This is a genomic window from Curtobacterium sp. S6, from assembly GCF_000710345.2.
GTDB lineage: Bacteria > Actinomycetota > Actinomycetes > Actinomycetales > Micrococcaceae > Rothia.
Genome location: NZ_KL537414.1, coordinates 167,579 through 183,876 on the forward strand (window position 1 = coordinate 167,579; position 16,298 = coordinate 183,876).

Below are 16,298 nucleotides of genomic sequence, written 5' to 3' on the forward strand. Positions count from 1 at the left end.
ACGACGGATGGAAACCATGAAGAACGTATTGTGTGTGATTCCCGTGCGGGGTGGATCCAAGGGGATCCCCCGGAAGAATCTCCGGCCGATCGCCGGTCGTCCGCTGGTGGAGTGGACGGTGCTTCAGGCCCTCGAGGCCCAGGCCGATCTGGCGGAGGACGTGCGGTTTCGCGTGGTCGTGTCGACCGATGATCGGGAGCTCGCGGATATCGCCGCGGCCGCGGGCGCTGAGGTTCCCTTCCTGCGCCCGGCCGAGCTCGCGGAGGACACCACCGCCACGGAGCCCGTCGTCGAGCACGCCATGGCGCACTACCGCCACCACGGTTTTCCGCCGGATGCCGTGGTGCTGCTCCAAGCGACGTCGCCCCTCCGGCTGCCAGGGACGATCGCCCGGGCCGTCCGCGAATTCGAGCGATGCGGCGCCGACTCCATGGTGGGCGTGATCCCTCAGGGGCCGTTCATCTGGGCGGCGGGCGAGACCCCGCGGGCCGAATACGACGTCATGAATCGGCCCCGGCGCCAGGAGCTGACCCGCGAGACCTACCGTTACCGCGAAAACGGCTCCCTATACGTCACGTCCGCGGATATCTACGACCAACTCCACAATCGTCTCGGCGGCACCATCGAGCTGTTCATCATGGACGACGTCGAAGGCGTCGACATCGATACCCCGATCGACTTCGCCGTGGCCGAGGCGCAACTTCGCGCAACCTACCCACATCACTTCAGTGAAGGATCCGACCAGTGATTATCGAACGCAACGTCACGCCCTACGTGGTTTTTTCGGAAGATTCGGTGCTCACCGCCCTGCAAAAGATCACCGCGAACGGCCACCGCATTGTGTTCTGCGTCGACGCCTCGGGAATTCTTCAGGGCTCCCTGACCGACGGCGATTTTCGCCGCTGGCTCTTGGCCAACCCCGACGCCGATCTGACCACCGCGTGCCTGGCCGTGGCCAACCGCAATCCGCGAACGTGTTCGCATACGAGCGACGCCTCGGATCTGGCCGGGCTCTTCGGCCAGGGGATCGAGCATCTTCCCCTCGTGGATGACCGAGGGCATCTGCTCGGTATCGCGCAGGACTCCTCGGACTCGTTGCGCATCGGGTGCCACACGATCAGCAAGGACCACCCGGCCTTCGTGATCGCAGAGATCGGCAATAACCATCAGGGGGATCCCGACCTCGCGAAACGACTCGTGGACCTCGCGGTCGAGGCGGGCGCGGATGCGGTGAAGTTCCAGCTCCGGGACATGGACGCCCTCTACCGCCAGTCCGGCGGGCGTTCCACGGGGGAGGACCTCGGCGCCCAGTACACCCTGGACCTGCTGTCCAAATTCTCCCTGACGGTCGAGCAGATGTACCGGGTCTTCGATCATTGCCGGGAGCGAGACATCGATGTGCTCTGCACACCGTGGGACATCCCGTCCCTCGACGCGCTGGTGGAGTACGGGATCCCGGGGCTGAAGGTCGCCTCGGCCGATATGACCAACCACGCGCTTCTGCGTCAGATGGGGCGGCACGGTTTGCCGCTGCTGGTTTCCACGGGGATGTCCCGCGAGGACGAAATCCTCGGTTCCGTTGACGTTCTGCGGCAATCCGGAGCGAGTTTCGCGCTGCTGCAGTGTCAGTCGACCTATCCGGCGCCGTATAAGGACGTCAATCTCGCGTACATGGATCGGCTGGCGGAGCTGGGACAGTGCCTGGTCGGCTATTCGGGGCATGAGCGCGGCTACCACGTGGCGGTGGCCGCGGTGGCTCGCGGGGCCAAAATCATCGAAAAGCACTTCACGGTGGACAAGACCCTGGAAGGCAACGACCACACCGTCTCGCTGCTTCCCGAGGAATTCGCCGCGATGGTCCGGCAGATTCGTGAGGTCGAAGCATCCATCGGTTCGGATGGTCCCCGCGAGGTCTCCACCGGGGAACAGATGAACCGGGTCAACCTGGCCAAGTCCCTCGTCGCGGCGCGGGATCTGTCCGTCGGCGAGGTCGTCTCCGCCGACGACGTCGCGGTGAAATCGCCGGGTCGCGGGCTCCAGCCGAATTACCTCAACGCCCTGATCGGTCGGAGGCTGCACCGCGCCGTATCCCAGGGAGACTTCTTCTACGAGGGGGACCTGAAGGACGCCGCCGTGCGCCGCGGCGGGTTCCGCTTCGACCGCCCGTGGGGGTTGCCGGTCCGGTACCACGACTTCCGGAACCTGATCGCCGAGTCCTCCCCGGACTTCTTGGAATTCCACTTCTCGTATAAGGATTTGGACATCGACATCGACGACGTCTTCGAGGACAAGCTCGAGATGTCGTTCACGACGCACCTTCCGGACCTCTTCGCGGGAGACTTCCTGGTGGATCTCGCCTCGGAGGACGCCGATCACTGGGAACGTTCCATCGCCGAGGTCCAGCGGACCATCGATACCACCCGGGACCTGAGGCGTTTCTTCACCGCGGACGAGGACCCCGTCATGGTCGTGACGATGGGCGGATTCACCAAGGACGGCCATATCCCCGCCGAACGGAGGGTGGCCAAGTACGAGCGCATCGGCGCGGCCCTGAAGCGGCTCGACACGTCGGGCGTGCGCCTGGCCGCCCAGACCCTCCCGCCGTTCCCGTGGTTGATGGGCGGACAGCAATTCCACAATCTTTTCGTCGATCCTCGGGACACGGTCGAGTTCGCGCGCTCCTTCGACACCTCTCTGTGCCTCGACGTCAGCCATACGGTGCTGGCCGCCAACTTCTTAAGTCTGCCGCTGTACGACGCGGTCGAGCTTCTCGCCCCCGAGTCCATCCACCTGCACCTCGTGGATGGCACGGGCGTGGACGGCGAAGGGGTGCAGGTCGGTGAAGGCGACGTCGACTGGGCGTCCCTGGGCGAACAGCTGCGCCGCTTGGCCCCCCACGCCTCATTCATCCCGGAGATCTGGCAGGGTCACGTCAATAATGGGGAGGGTTTCTTCACCGCACTCGAACGCCTGGAGCAGTGGATCTGATGGCGACTCGTCCGTGTGCCCTCTGGCTGGTCCCCGTGCCGGACTTCGGCGGCGTCGCGCGGCACGTCATCGACGTGGCCGAGCACGGCATTCCCGGGTGGGACCTCGCGGTACTCTGCCCGGAAGGCGCCCTGGCCGACCGCCTCGAGGCGACGGGGTGCCGAGTCATCACCGGTGAATTCGGCACGGAGCACGGGTTTCGTGCGTCGGTGCGCACTCTGCGGTCCGCGATCGACGACCTCTCCCCGGTGGTGGTCCACGCGCATCTTGCCTACGCCGATATCGTGGCCGCGGTCGTGGTCAACTACCTCAAGGTCGCGACCTTCCTCGACGGACGCACCGGGGCGCCCCTCCTGGCGACGACCGAACACGGCATTGCCCCGGAAGACTCGACGTATCAGGACTCCCGGTGGCGAGGCCCGGCCATGAGGCTGGTCCACGGCGTGCGCCTGCGCGTGACCGACCGGAAGGCAGCGGTGTGCGAGTCGACCCGGCGCGTCATGGCCGCCAAGTGGAAAGCCCACCGGGTCGAGGTGATCCGGAACGGCGTCGACGTGGGGCGAATCCGACGTACGGTGGAGGAACGACGGAAAACGCTGGCCCCGAAGGCCCCCACTTTTCTCACCCTGTCCCGGCTGTCGGAGGAGAAGGGCCTCGACGTCGTCGTGCGAGCTTTCGCCGTGGTGCTCAAACGCCGGCCGGACGCGAAGCTCGTGATCGCGGGCCGTGGGCCGTCGGAGGAGAGCCTGAGATCTTTGGTGCGTGGGCTACAGCTCGAAGAGTCCGTGCGCTTCGCGGGGTTCCTCGATCCCCTGGACGCGCTGGCCGGGGCCGACGTCTTGGTGCAGATCTCGGCGTGGGAGAACTACTCCTACACGCTGCTCGATGCCGTCGCGGCCGGGATTCCGGTGGTGGCCAACGACGTGGGCGGAAACGCAGAAATACTGGCGCACGATGCTGTACTGCGCGGTAATATTGGAGTTCACGACCTGGCACGAGGCATGGACGCCGCGTTGAACCGGCCCGCGGCCGCGGCGGAGTCCCTCTCGAGTATCCGCGAGATGACCGAATCCCTGGCCGCGTTCTACGCGGGACCGCACCACAAACAACGCTCTGGAAGGGTGAAGAATGACCGTTCGCGCTGAAAGCGGCCCGAAACCCGCGGGCATCTATGCCCGAGCGCACCGGGCCGTCGTCGCGGAGGCCGGGTCGTTGCGGCTCCTCGAATTTTTCATCGGCTGTTTGATCGCGTTCGTCGGCACGTCCGCGCCGGGATTGCCCGGGAATCTTCCGCTCTCCTACGTCGCCGTGCTCCTCGGCCTGGGGATCGCCTTCCTGCGACGCCCTCGGCATGCCTTCCCGTCCGACGTTCGGTGGTGGACTCTCGCCTTAGCGCTCGGGCTGGCGGCGGCCGTGGTGGTCTCGGTGGTCGCGGGCTACGCCTCGACCGGGGAATGGCTCAGGAGAATCTTCCGATTGGGCATCGTCGTGGCGTTTGCCCTCGTGCTCGGCTCAGGGCGGCTCCACTTCCGGTCGGTGCTCCGCGGATTCATCACGATGCTCCTGGTCAACGTCCCGCTGTTCTACCTCGGCCTCACCTCCGACACCTACGGCGGTTACCTGACGGGAATCTTCGGTGACAAGAACCAGGCGGGCCTGAACTACGCCGTGGGCGCGGTCCTCGCCCTGCTCGCCTTTGGGCAACGACGCCTGGGCATCGCGATCTTCGTGGTCCTGGGGGTTCCCCTGTGGCTGACGGGGTCCCGAACCTCCCTCGCCGCATACGCCGTCGCCGTGCTGTGGATGCTGTTTTCCCGCAGGGTCTCCCTCCCGATCAAGATCATCGTGGGCGCCGTGTTGGGGTGGCTGGTTGCCAACGTGGAGGAGAACTTTGCCCGGGTCGGGGTGTTCTCCGATCGTCGAGGCACCGACGCCCTCCGGGATCGGATCGACGCCGCCTCCCTCCTGAAGCTCCAGGATTCCCCGTGGTACGGCCGTGGCTTGGGGCAGGCCACGGTCGAGATGGAGAACCGCACCTGGTTTTTCCACAACGGCTACTGGCAATTGCAGATCGAAGGAGGAATCGTACTTCTCTTAGCGGTGCTCGGCTTCACGCTGTTCGTCGGGACGCGGATCCTGCGGGCCGGCGCCACGAGCACCGAAAGAGTCATCACCCAAGCGGCAACCATCGTCGTGCTCGTCTGCGCCTGGAAGCTCGGTGACGTCTTCCTGACCGCCTCGTGGGCCTTGGTCATGGGTGCGGGCATCCGGACGGCGAACCGCGACGACGGGATCGGTCAGACGACTGCGGGGTCCCTCGCTGCCGCGACACGGCGATGAGGGCGGTGACGGTGACATCGCTCGGTTCCGGAAGGAAGAAGATGCCCCACCCGGGAAGGATATTCCTCGCCACCAACAACGGTGATATCTCTGGCGGGGAGAACATGATGTTCGAGCTGGCCCGAAGCCTTCGCGACTCCGGCCGCGAGGTGATCATCGTCGGCCCGTCCCAGCCCGGTGAGGTGATCGCTCGCGCACGAACGGAAGGATACGAGGTCAGGCAGATGCCGGCGTCCCATCGCCGGGCGTACATGATGCGATTGGCCGTTTTTGGGCTAAGGCATCGCCGGGACTGGATCTGGTGTAACGGGCTCGTGCCCTCCTTCGCGCTGACGGCGCATCCGCGGCGGATCGTTCACCTGCATCAGATCCCCACCGGGTCGCACAGGATTCTCGCCCGCATCGCGGGTATCGGCGCCCGGGCGCGGTTGGCGCCGTCGTACACTTCCGCTCCCGAGATACCCGGCAGCCAGGCGTTCCCCAACTGGGTTCTGCCCGTCCAGGCCGGGCCATCCGCGGACCGGCCGTCGCGTGAACGGCCGTTGCGCGTCGGGTTCGTGGGCAGGATCTCGCGGAAGAAAGGGCTCGTGACCCTGGCCCGCGGCGCGCGAGCGCTCCGGGACCGGGGGATCGAGGTAGAGCTCCACCTCGGGGGCGGAACGGCGTACGTGACGCCCGAAGAAACCCGCCGCGTCGATCAGGCCCTGGAGGACCTGCGGGGTGCGGTGACGCGGTACGGCTTCGTGCGCCCGCAGGATCTCTATCCGCGGATCGATGTGCTGGTTGTACCGTCGGAATGGGGCGAGGTCTTCGGGCTCGTGGCGGCCGAGGCCATGAGCGCTCGCATGCCGCTGATCGTCAGCGACGACGGTGCGCTCACCGAGGTGGTCGGGCCGGAGCACCCGTGGATCTTTCCCGCGGGCGACGCCGACGCCCTGGCCCGGACCGTGGAAAATTTCCTCAACACGGCGGTGGCGTCCCCGGGACGGGTCCGTGACATCACGGAGGCCGCCTACGAGCGGTGGCGCCGGCTGTACTCCCCGGACGCCGGCGCGGAGCGAATGCGCCTCTTGCTGGACCGACTGATGCCCGACGGGCCCCATCCCACGGAAAGGACGACACCATGACCGCCGAACCCGCCGCATCCGTCATCATCCCGACGCGAGGCGGCCGTGACCGACTGCATTACCCTTTGGACTCCCTCATGCGGCAGACGCGGGAGGATTTCGAGGTCATCGTCGTGATCGATGGGGATATCGACGACACCTCCGGACTCATCGAGGAATACCGGAACGGCGGCTGGAGGGCCCTGCGGGTCGAGCGCTTTGAGGAGAACCACGGCCGTTCCGGCGCCCTGAACCGCGGCATCGAGACGGCCCGCGGGCGCGTCATCATCCGGTGCGACGACGACCTTGAGGTCCGAACCGACTTCGTCGACCGGCACCTCCGGGCCCACGACGATCAGGAAGTCTCCGCGGTGGTTGGCCTCACCACCAACGTATTCCCGGACGGAGCATACGCCGAGGCCTACGGGCGAGACACCAACGAATCCTTTCTCTCGGACGCCCTCGACACCGCGCCCGCGATGCAATGGAGGTACTGGGCGGCCAATTGCTCGGCCACCCGCGAGGCGTACGCCGCGGTCGGGGGTTACGACGAGTCATACCGTCGTTACGGATGGGAAGACGTCGACATGGGGTACCGGTTGGCGCAGGCCGGCCTCGAGGTCCGCATCGATCCCTCGCTCACGGCACGACACCACGGGCCGTCACTGACCGCTCGGGCCCGCACGCTCAGGGCCCTCCACTCGGGCGCGGCGCGGGAGACCTTTCTGTTGATCCACGGGAATGACGCGCTGGGTCCCGCGCCCAAGCCCGGCGGGCCGTGGGGGCTGGCCGTTCGCTCGTTGGCCAGCGTCATGACCGAACCCGTCGCGGGCCTCCTGGCCGGGCTGGTGGACAAGCTTCTTCCGACGGTGCCGCGCCCGGTGGGCCGCAAGCTCGTGGCGCTCTGCGTCGAGTCGGCCGGGTTGTCCGGGGTGCGGCACCCGGGCCGTGCCCGCTCAAAGTTCTGAGGAGACGACCGTGTACACCACCTTGACTCGGATCGGACGCGCGCTGCGTTCTTCATCGTCCCGTCCGACGATTCCGCTGGCGATCGCTCACGACTACCTGACCCAACGCGGTGGCGCCGAGCGCGTGGTCCTGGCGCTGCATCGGGCCTTTCCCGAGGCACCCATCTACACGACGCTCTACGACCCCGACTCCACCTACCCGGAGTTCCGGGACGCCCGCATTATTACGTCGCCGCTGAACCGCATCCCCGCCCTTCGCCAGAGGCATCGGTGGGCCCTGCCGTTCCTCCCGCTCGCGGCGGGTCTTCTGCGCGTTCCGGCGGAGACCACGGTGGTCTCCAGCTCGGGATGGGCCCACGGTTTCGACATCGACGGGCGCAGCCTCGTCTATTGTCATAGCCCGGCGCGCTGGCTCTACCTCAGCGACCAGTACCTCGGAGACAAGGCCTCCGGAGGGATCACGGCGGCGGTCCTCGCGGCCCTGCGGCCAAGCCTCACGAGGTGGGATCGCTGGTCGGTGGGCCAACGGTCCCAGCCGTACATCGCGAACTCGACGGTGGTGCGGCGCCGCATTGCCGCCGTGTACGGGGTGGACGCGCCGATCGTGTTTCCCCCACACAGCGTGGACCGCCACGCTCCGCAGTCACCCATCGACGGCGTCCGCTGGGCGAGCGGCACGTATTTCTTGGTCGTCTCTCGCCTACTGCCGTACAAGAACGTGCACCACGCGATCGAGGCGGTCCGAGGGACCTCGCACCGGCTCCTCGTGATCGGCGCCGGCCCGCTCGCCCGAACCCTCCGGGATAAGGCGCCGGTCAATGTCCGGGTGGTCGGCGGGCTGGACGATGCGCAGATGAGATGGGCCTACGAGAACTGCGCCGCGGTGCTGGCCGTCTCCTACGAGGATTTCGGCATCACGCCGCTGGAAGGAGCGGCATTCGGCAAACCGACCATCGCGCTCCAGGCCGGCGGGTTCCTCGATACCATTCGCCCGGGCCGAACCGGCGCTTTCATCGATAACCCCCGAGCGGAGGACATCCGGGACGCGCTGGACGCCTTCCGACCTACCGACTACGACGCCGAGGAGATACGCACGCACGCCGAAGGGTTCGCGCACGAGCGATTTGTGCGGGAGATCAAGGGGCACCTGGCCCGCCTGGCCGACGGGGCGGGAGAGGAATAGCCGGCCCGGGCGCGCTCCCCGCGGCTCGGCGACCGCAGCCGGCGCTCGAGGCGCCGGGCGGCGAGGTACGCGAGAACTACTCCGCCGCCCGGTTCTCCGCGACAGACTCGCCGGAATCGTCGATGAGGAAGCCCTGATCGACGAGGCTTCGTTGCGTCGATTCGGCCTGGGGACGAATCACCTCCGGGTCCTCCGAAAAGACCTCGGCGAGGTAGGACACGGATTCTTCCAGGCTCATCCCGCCGGCCCAGCACTCCCACAAATACACCGCGGAGCCCGTCAGCTCCAGCGGCATCCGATGCGGGACCCGGGCGATGAGGCAGTAGTCCCTCATCTCCGCGCTGGACCGGACCCAGGCGACGTCGTCAGCTACCCGCACGGCCACCCCCACCGCGTGTGCCGGAGGATGCCCTGTGCAGTGCGCTCCGGATGAATTCGCGCGCACCCAACCCGAAGCGAACGAACCACTCCCGAATGATTTCCCCGCGGGTGGGGGAGCGGCCCAACTTCATCGCCAGGTGATCGGTGTTGACCAGGAAGGCCTGACCCAGCGTGGCGGCCTTGTCTCGCGGGGTGCGCGCCGCGGCGAGGCGCGCTCGCCACTCGTCCATCCGCGAACCGCCCTCCATCATGTACTTCCACAGCAGATAGTCGGAGTGGTTTTGATACTTCTCCAGTGTGCCGTTCCAGGCGGCCAGGCCCACCTCGGCACGGAGCTCCCGGGCGCGATCCGAGACCCTCTGAAGGTCCTGGTCGGAGAGGATCTTGCGGAGGTGAGCGGAATCCCTGATACCCCGGGAGCCGTCCCGCACCGAGTGCAGCAGGATGAAGAGCACCTGGTCGAGATAGCTCAGCACGGTGCACGGAAAATGCGCGATGTGGGCGGTCTGACGCCGCGCCCACAGCGCGTCGAAGGCCTCTTCCGGGTCCGCCTGCAGACCGGGAAAGAGGCGATGGACGTCCACGGCACCCCACCAGGGATGCCGGTAGGAGGCCGCGTGGTGAAAGGCCGACCCCGTGAAAAAACTGGTCACCTTTTCCCACCGGTGGTCCTGGAGAGCCCCCAAGAAACGAGACATGTGGCTCGGCCTCACGAGGATGTCGGCGTCGGTGCTGGTCCGGAGGGTGGGGTACAGGCCCTCGAGGGTCGCGTATCCCTTGATATGAATCAGCTGGACACCGGCGTCGTCGGCAAGGCATTGCAATGCCGCATGACCCAGTTTGATGCGATCGCCAATCTCGAATGCATCCACGGGGGCTTTCCTCACTGTTATCCGGGGTGGTGCCGCGGGTGGTCGCCCAGTCGGCCGTTTCCGGGCGACCACCGAGGCCCTAGCTCTTCTCCTGAACGGACGTGGCTTCCTTGGCGGAGTGGCCGTAGTAGGACTTGTATTCGGAGCGGTATCCGCCATAACCGAAGCCGTAATACTGGGACCCGATGCCCTTGGACGGTGCCATGTTCATGACGGTGCCGAGCACGGTCCCCTTGACCTTGTTGATCATCGACATGGCGCCCTCGGTCTGGTCCTTGCGCGTGGCGCCGACCTTGGTGACCAGGATGGCTCCGTCGACGCCCGTGGACAGGAGCGAGCCGTCGGTCACCGGCAGGAGCGGCGGAACGTCGATCAGGACTAGGTACTCCTGGGAGAGCTCCTCGACGAGCTTGCGCATCTTGGCCGATCCCAACAGCTCGGAGGGGTTCGGTGGGATGCGGCCGGCGGGGATCACGTACAACTCGGACTCCCGGAACCGCTGGATGGCGTCCTCGATGCCGACCTGACCGGAGAGGATCTGCGAGAGACCCACGCCGTTGTCGATGCCGAAGATCTTGGCGATCGTGGGGCGACGAAGGTCGGCGTCGATCAGCACGGTCGGCTGACCGGCCTTGGCGAAGGCGTGGGCCAACGAGGCCGTCACGGTGGACTTGCCCTCGCCCGGATTCGGGCTTGTGACGATGATCGAGCGCGGAGGCTGATCTACGCTGACGAAGCGCAGATTCGTGCGGAGCTGGCGGAGAGACTCCTCGGACTGGTGGTCGGCCTGGTCCTCCAGGAAACGGTTCTGGTCCAACGCGTTGGTCTTGGGCAATACGCCCAGAACGCCGACGCCGGTGGCCTCCTCGAGGTCGCTGGTGGTCCGGACGCGGACGTCCATGAAACGCCGCATGAAGACCACGATGTACACGACGACCAGACCGGCCAGGGCGCCCAGCAAAACGTACTTCTTGAGGCTGGGGGCGATCGGCGAACCGGGCTTCTGCGCATCATCCAGGGGGATCACGCGCACCGATTGGGAACCGTCGATGTCGTTGACGGTGTCTGCGGTCGCCTTCAGAGACGCGTTGGCCAATTCCACGGCGTCCTCGGGCGAATCGGCGGTGGCCTGGACGCGGAGGAGCGTCGACCCGTCCTCGACCGAGGCGGAGAGATGTCCGGGGATCGACGCGGCGTCCAGATTGGTCTTGGTCGTCCCGGCGATCTTTTGGGCCACGGGTGCGCTGGTGATCAGCGGCAGATAGGCCTTCGCCTTGGACTGGGCCGCGGCGTCGCCCGAAAGGATGTCCCCGGCGCTGCCGTTGGTGGAATCGTCACCCTTGCCGAGGGTCACGTATCCGGAGGAGGTCGCGGCGTAGGTCTTCGGCTGGACGAGCGTCACGCCGTATCCCAGCAGGCCTCCGACTATGATTCCAACCACGAGCAAAATAATGTTTGCCCTAGTAATCCTTATAAAGTCCAGTAATGTCATTGAGTTCCTCGAGGGTAGCCCCATCTGCCCTGTCAGGGATATCGTGCGGCGGTTCTGCTAGAAACGTGCTCGGTCGTCGGTCGCGACGAACGCGGCCCGTTTGCGGACAATAATCGATTTTAACATCTTTGAAGGAATTCACGTGAGTCAGTACCTGTTCCTCTCAGGAAGTGAGAGGGATCTTCGCCACAGTCGACGACTCTGGGTCGTGCGCTGGGGCGCCGCCGGCCTCCTCGTGCTCCTCGTGGGGGTCGCCGCGGTGTGCTTTCTCTGGCCCGACGGAGGTCAGATTCGACAGATTCTGATCTCCATCTGGCTCGCGGTGACCCCCACGCCGTGGCTGCGGAGTCATATCAAGCCCGAGTACGTGGAGCAGGGCATGAATGCGGCGGTCTTCATTCCGATCGTGGCCTGTGCCGTGTTGGTTCTCCCGCGGGTTCGCCTCTGGGTGTGGTGGGTCCTCGCGGCGTGCGGGGCAACCTCGATCGAGCTCATTCAACTCGCTTTCTTGAGCGGGCGAAATTTTAATCCCGTGGATGCGCTATTTAACTCTCTCGGCGGAATAGTTGGATCCCTCCTGGGCGCCTTTATTCTGTATCGACTATTTCGGCGCTGGGAGCGAATTGACGGTTAATCGAGAAGATCCATCAGGTATTTTCCGTAGCCGCTCTTGAGGAAATCCCGGGCGCTGCGTCGCAACGCGTCATCGTCAAGAAATCCCATGCGCCACGCGATTTCTTCGGGGCATCCGATCGAGAGTCCTTGGCGGGCCTGGATGGTGCGCACGTAGGCCGTCGCATCCGCCAGGGAGGCGAAGGTTCCGGTGTCCAGCCAGGCCGTGCCCCGGGGGAGAACCTCGACGCGGAGCTCGCCCGCCTCGAGATAGCGTCTATTCAGATCTGTGATTTCCAGTTCCCCGCGCGCGGAAGGCTTCAATTCACGGGACATCTCCACGACCCGGTTGTCGTAGAAGTACAGGCCTGGTATCGCAAAGTTACTCTTTGGTACTTTTGGCTTTTCCTCGATCGATACCGCGCGATGGTGCTCGTCGAATTCAACGACGCCATAGGCGGAAGGGTCGGCGACCCTATATCCGAATACCGTCGCACCGGTGACATCCGAGTATTGACGCAATTGCGTGCCCAGCCCTTGGCCGTAGAAGATATTGTCCCCGAGAATGAGCGCTACGGAGTCGTCACCGATGTGCTCCTCGCCGATCAGAAAGGCCTGAGCCAGGCCCTCGGGGGCGGCCTGGGTCGCGTAGGAGATGCGGATGCCGAAGCGGCCGCCGTCGCCCAGGAGCCGACGGAACTGGTCCGCGTCCTCGGGGGTCGTGATGATCAGGATGTCGTCGATGCCCGCCAAGAGGAGCGTCGAGAGCGGGTAGTAGATCATCGGCTTGTCGTAGACCGGTGTGAGTTGTTTGCTGATGCCCAGGGTGATCGGGTGCAGTCGGCTTCCCGTGCCCCCAGCCAGAATGATGCCCTTCACGGTGTCCTTTCGTCGTGATCCGTGGCCCGGAGGCCATCCCCAGAGACCTCCGTTGATCGTCCACAATATAGCCGGATCCGCCCCGGCGCCGGGCGCGGCTGTTTTAGACTCGTCGGTATGGGAAAAATTTTGGTCACCGGGGGAGCCGGGTTCATCGGCTCGAATTTCGTCCATCACCTCGTGGAACACACGGATCATCGGGTCGTGGTCCTGGACAGCATGACGTACGCGTCCAACGAGGCATCGTTGCTGGGCCTGCCGGGGGACCGGGTCGAGGTGGTGCGCGGTGACATTACCGATGCCGAGGTCGTGGATGGCCTCGTATGCTCCGCCGACGCCGTGGTGCACTTCGCGGCCGAGACCCATAACGACAACTCCCTCGGCGACCCGGCACCGTTCGTGCACACCAACCTGGTCGGCACCTTCACCCTCTTGGAGGCCGTGCGTCGCCACGGGGTCCGCTTCCACCACATCTCCACGGACGAGGTCTTTGGGGACCTCGAGCGTGACGATCCGGCCAAGTTCACCGAAGCCACACCCTATAATCCCTCCTCGCCGTACTCCTCGACCAAGGCCGGCTCGGACATGCTGGTGCGCGCCTGGGTACGGTCCTTCGGCATCGAGGCGACCCTGAGCAACTGCTCGAATAATTACGGTCCATATCAGCACATCGAAAAATTCATTCCCCGGCAGATCACCAACGTCCTGACGGGTCGGCGCCCCAAGCTCTACGGCGCCGGTATCAACGTCCGCGATTGGATTCACGTCTCGGACCATTCGACCGCGGTGGAGCTGATCCTCGAACGGGGCCGGGTGGGGCAGACCTACCTCATCGGCGCCGACGGCGAGCGTGACAACCTCACGGTCCTGCGGACCATACTCCGGCTCATGGGGCGCCCGGAGGACGAATTCGACCACGTCCGGGACCGGGCAGGGCACGATCTCCGCTACGCGATCGACGCCTCGCGCCTGCGTGAGGAACTCGGATGGCGGCCGCGGCACGCGGATTTCGAGTCCGGCCTGGCGGAGACCATCCGCTGGTACGAGGAGAACAGGCAGTGGTGGGAAGCGCATAAGGTGAGCGTCGAACGCCGGTACGCGGAGGCGGGGCAATGAGCCAGAGCGAGCTGACCGTATCGACGACGCCCATCCCCGGTCTCCTCGTGGTGGACCTTCCGGTGCACGGGGACAACCGGGGGTGGTTCAAGGAGAACTGGCAGAGGGAAAAAATGGTGGCCGCCGGCCTCCCCGATTTCTCGCCCGTGCAGAACAACGTCTCGTTCAACTCTCGTCGCGGGACCACCCGCGGTATTCACGCGGAACCCTGGGATAAATTCGTCTCGGTCGCGACCGGCTCGATCTTTGGCGCCTGGGTGGATCTGCGGGAAGGGGAGAGCTTTGGGCGGTCGTTCACGATCGAGCTCGGCCCATCGCGGGCGGTCTTCGTCCCTCGGGGAGTCGGCAACGCCTTCCAGACTCTCGAAGCCGATACGGCCTACACATACCTCGTCAATGATCACTGGTCCCGCGAGGCGCAGGATGATTACTCTTTTCTGAATCTCGCGGACGAGTCGGTCCGCATCCCCTGGCCCATCCCGCTGGCGGAGGCCGAGCTGTCCGAGAAAGACCGCCATCACCCGCGGCTCGGTCAGGTGGCTCCGATCCCCAGGGCCCCGTATCTCGTGGTGGGAGCCCAAGGGCAGTTGGGATCGGCGATGACGCAGCTTTTGACGCAACGGGGCATCCCTTACGTCGCGGCGGGGCGAGACCAGATCGACCTGGCCCGGCCGGCGTCGTGGGCGGGCGCCTTCCGGTGGAGAAGCTTCCGCGGCATCATCAACGCGGCGGCCATGACCGCGGTCGACGCCGCGGAGACGCCCGAGGGCCGGGCCGTCGCGTGGGCCGCCAACGCCACGGGGGTCGAGGCCCTCGCCAAGGTGGCCCGGAGCGCCGACATACCCCTGGTGCACGTTTCGACGGATTACGTCTTCGACGGCGCCAAACCGCTAGAGGATATGTACCGGCCGGGAGATCCCCTCGCGCCGCTGTCCGTCTACGGGCAGTCCAAGGCCGCCGGGGAACTCGCGGCCGGGGTCGCGCCGCGACACTACATCGTTCGCACCAGCTGGGTGATCGGTGCGGGACGAAATTTCGTGGCGACCATGCGAGATCTCGCGGGACGCGGCGTGAACCCGCGGGTGGTTTCGGATCAGTGGGGGCGGCCCACCTTCGCCTCCGACCTGGCCGAGGGGATACTCCACCTGCTCGAGGAAAAGGCCGACTACGGCGTGTATCACCTGTCGAATACCGGGCCCGTGATCAGCTGGTTCGATCTCGCGCGAGAGGTCTTCCGGCTCGTGGGGCAGGATGCCGGCCGCGTCACTGCGACCAGCACAGAGCATTACTTCGCCGAGGCCTCGGTCTGGGCGCCGCGGCCCGCCAATTCGGCGTTGGACACCTCCGCGCTGGAAGCCACCGGATTCGCCCCGAGGGATCACCGGGTGGCGCTGAAGGAATACCTCGACAAATCGTAGGTTGTCAGGGGGCCGGTCAATACCGCATAATAGTGCGGTATGCCAAGGCGAGGGAGGAATATTCCTCCGTGATCGACGATGGCTGGTCAGCGAGCACACCGCGGGTTTCTCCCCGTACGGAACCGCGCCAGTTAGCTTTCAACTTGGCGCACAGGTAATTCGTTCCGATTAGAAAGGTGGTCCAGCATGGCTGACCGCACCAAGCTCTCCGCTGAAGAGCGTCACGAATTCGGTAAGGGCGCCGCCCGCCGCATCCGTCGCGACGCGAAGGTTCCCGCCGTGATCTACGGCCACGGCGCCGAGCCGATCCACATCATCCTTCCCGGCCACGAGACCATGCTGGCCGCACGTAACCCCAACGCTGTCCTTTCCCTGGACATCGAGGGCAAGAATCACTTGGCGATGATCAAGGACATCCAGCGTCACGCGATCCGCCCGGAGATTTACCACCTCGACCTCCTGACCGTTCGCCGCGGCGAGCGCGTCGAGGTCGAAATCCCCGTCACCGTCGAGGGCGAGGTTGCCCCCGGTAACCTCTGGACCCAGCCGGAGCAGGTCGTCCTCGTGGACGTCGACGCCCTGGACGTTCCCGAAGAGGTTCTCGTGGACATCGAAGGCCGTAGCGATGGCGAGCACGTCACCGCCGGTGACCTCGAGCTACCCGAGGGCGTTAACCTCGCGTCGGACCCCGAGCTTCTGATCGTCAACGTCTCCGAAGAGGTCGAGCAGGACCTCGGCGAAGAGGAAGAGACCGAAGAAGGCGAAGAGACCGCCGAGGAAGGCGAAGAGTCTTCCGAGGACGAGTCGGGCGACGAGTAAAACTCCACCGCCTGAGAAAGGCCCGTCGATCCCGATCGACGGGCCTTTCCCGTGTCCGAGTGCCATGGAAGTGCCCGCCGCGGGAGAATGGACCACACCATCTACACCCGGTGTTACCGGAAGC

Annotated in this window: 15 protein-coding genes; 11 read left to right on the plus strand and 4 right to left on the minus strand. The window is 65.6% G+C overall.

Annotated elements, in window-relative coordinates; genetic code table 11:
• Positions 1-16 precede the first annotated feature (16 nt).
• Genes CURSPS6_RS10150 through CURSPS6_RS10180 form a run of 7 tightly spaced genes read left to right on the plus strand, consistent with a single transcriptional unit; the run spans position 17 to position 8,585 of the window.
• A complete protein-coding gene (locus CURSPS6_RS10150) occupies positions 17-748 on the plus strand; it encodes a cytidylyltransferase domain-containing protein (protein WP_051687905.1) in 732 nt (243 codons plus the stop codon).
• A complete protein-coding gene (locus CURSPS6_RS10155) occupies positions 745-2,988 on the plus strand; it encodes an N-acetylneuraminate synthase family protein (protein ID WP_030015940.1) in 2,244 nt (747 codons plus the stop codon). Before CURSPS6_RS10150 ends, CURSPS6_RS10155 begins: the two co-directional genes overlap by 4 nt.
• Positions 2,988-4,133: a glycosyltransferase gene (locus tag CURSPS6_RS10160; RefSeq protein ID WP_051687906.1), complete on the plus strand. Its 1,146-nt coding sequence runs from the start codon at positions 2,988-2,990 to the stop codon at positions 4,131-4,133. The genes CURSPS6_RS10155 and CURSPS6_RS10160 overlap by 1 nt, the downstream gene beginning before the upstream one ends.
• Positions 4,117-5,328, plus strand: coding sequence for an O-antigen ligase family protein (locus CURSPS6_RS10165; RefSeq protein WP_051687907.1), 1,212 nt, complete (start codon positions 4,117-4,119; stop codon positions 5,326-5,328). The genes CURSPS6_RS10160 and CURSPS6_RS10165 overlap by 17 nt, the downstream gene beginning before the upstream one ends.
• A 41-nt stretch (positions 5,329-5,369) precedes the next feature.
• Entirely contained in the window at positions 5,370-6,455 is a 1,086-nt protein-coding gene (locus CURSPS6_RS10170) for a glycosyltransferase family 4 protein (protein WP_160319794.1), read from the plus strand.
• Entirely contained in the window at positions 6,452-7,402 is a 951-nt protein-coding gene (locus tag CURSPS6_RS10175; protein ID WP_030015945.1) for a glycosyltransferase family 2 protein, read from the plus strand. Before CURSPS6_RS10170 ends, CURSPS6_RS10175 begins: the two co-directional genes overlap by 4 nt.
• Positions 7,403-7,412: 10 nt before the next feature.
• A complete protein-coding gene (locus CURSPS6_RS10180) occupies positions 7,413-8,585 on the plus strand; it encodes a glycosyltransferase (protein WP_235503750.1) in 1,173 nt (390 codons plus the stop codon).
• 76 nt (positions 8,586-8,661) lie between these two features.
• Here the strand turns inward: CURSPS6_RS10180 and CURSPS6_RS10185 are convergent, their stop codons facing one another.
• The 3 genes from CURSPS6_RS10185 to CURSPS6_RS10195 form a co-directional block, all read right to left on the minus strand.
• On the minus strand, positions 8,662-8,964 hold the full coding sequence (locus CURSPS6_RS10185) for a hypothetical protein (RefSeq protein ID WP_152978133.1): 303 nt from the start codon (positions 8,962-8,964) through the stop codon (positions 8,662-8,664).
• Complete coding sequence (locus CURSPS6_RS10190) at positions 8,951-9,838, minus strand: nucleotidyltransferase family protein (RefSeq protein ID WP_051687909.1); 888 nt, start codon at positions 9,836-9,838, stop codon at positions 8,951-8,953. The genes CURSPS6_RS10185 and CURSPS6_RS10190 overlap by 14 nt, the downstream gene beginning before the upstream one ends.
• 79 nt (positions 9,839-9,917) lie before the next feature.
• Positions 9,918-11,279, minus strand: coding sequence for a polysaccharide biosynthesis tyrosine autokinase (locus CURSPS6_RS10195; protein WP_235503751.1), 1,362 nt, complete (start codon positions 11,277-11,279; stop codon positions 9,918-9,920).
• 193 nt (positions 11,280-11,472) lie between these two features.
• Between CURSPS6_RS10195 and CURSPS6_RS10200 the strand changes: the two genes are divergently transcribed.
• The gene (locus CURSPS6_RS10200) at positions 11,473-11,964 is read left to right on the plus strand and encodes a VanZ family protein (protein ID WP_030015951.1); all 492 of its coding nucleotides are present in this window, start codon (positions 11,473-11,475) and stop codon (positions 11,962-11,964) included.
• Here CURSPS6_RS10200 and rfbA read toward each other — a convergent pair.
• A complete protein-coding gene (gene rfbA, locus CURSPS6_RS10205) occupies positions 11,961-12,821 on the minus strand; it encodes a glucose-1-phosphate thymidylyltransferase RfbA (RefSeq protein WP_030015952.1) in 861 nt (286 codons plus the stop codon). The genes CURSPS6_RS10200 and rfbA overlap by 4 nt on opposite strands.
• Before the next feature lie 117 nt (positions 12,822-12,938).
• Here rfbA and rfbB point away from each other — a divergent pair, with 117 nt between their 5' ends.
• From rfbB to CURSPS6_RS10220, 3 genes are all read left to right on the plus strand, one after another.
• Complete coding sequence (gene rfbB, locus CURSPS6_RS10210; RefSeq protein ID WP_030015954.1) at positions 12,939-13,937, plus strand: dTDP-glucose 4,6-dehydratase; 999 nt, start codon at positions 12,939-12,941, stop codon at positions 13,935-13,937.
• Positions 13,934-15,355, plus strand: coding sequence for a dTDP-4-dehydrorhamnose reductase (rfbD, locus tag CURSPS6_RS10215; protein WP_030015955.1), 1,422 nt, complete (start codon positions 13,934-13,936; stop codon positions 15,353-15,355). Before rfbB ends, rfbD begins: the two co-directional genes overlap by 4 nt.
• Positions 15,356-15,541: 186 nt before the next feature.
• Positions 15,542-16,174 carry a 50S ribosomal protein L25/general stress protein Ctc gene (locus CURSPS6_RS10220; RefSeq protein WP_030015956.1) on the plus strand — a complete coding sequence of 211 codons (633 nt, stop codon included), beginning with the start codon at positions 15,542-15,544 and terminating at the stop codon, positions 16,172-16,174.
• The last annotated feature ends 124 nt before the right edge of the window (positions 16,175-16,298 follow it).

Bases quoted from the DNA above. Each gene is read 5' to 3' on its own strand.
- CURSPS6_RS10165 (WP_051687907.1), top strand. From the start codon at position 4,117: ATGACCGTTCGCGCTGAAAGCGGCCCGAAACCCGCGGGCATCTATGCC.
- CURSPS6_RS10170 (WP_160319794.1), top strand. From the start codon at position 5,370: ATGCCCCACCCGGGAAGGATATTCCTCGCCACCAACAACGGTGATATC.
- rfbB (WP_030015954.1), top strand. From the start codon at position 12,939: ATGGGAAAAATTTTGGTCACCGGGGGAGCCGGGTTCATCGGCTCGAAT.
- rfbD (WP_030015955.1), top strand. From the start codon at position 13,934: ATGAGCCAGAGCGAGCTGACCGTATCGACGACGCCCATCCCCGGTCTC.
- CURSPS6_RS10150 (WP_051687905.1), top strand. From the start codon at position 17: ATGAAGAACGTATTGTGTGTGATTCCCGTGCGGGGTGGATCCAAGGGG.
- CURSPS6_RS10160 (WP_051687906.1), top strand. From the start codon at position 2,988: ATGGCGACTCGTCCGTGTGCCCTCTGGCTGGTCCCCGTGCCGGACTTC.
- CURSPS6_RS10175 (WP_030015945.1), top strand. From the start codon at position 6,452: ATGACCGCCGAACCCGCCGCATCCGTCATCATCCCGACGCGAGGCGGC.
- CURSPS6_RS10220 (WP_030015956.1), top strand. From the start codon at position 15,542: ATGGCTGACCGCACCAAGCTCTCCGCTGAAGAGCGTCACGAATTCGGT.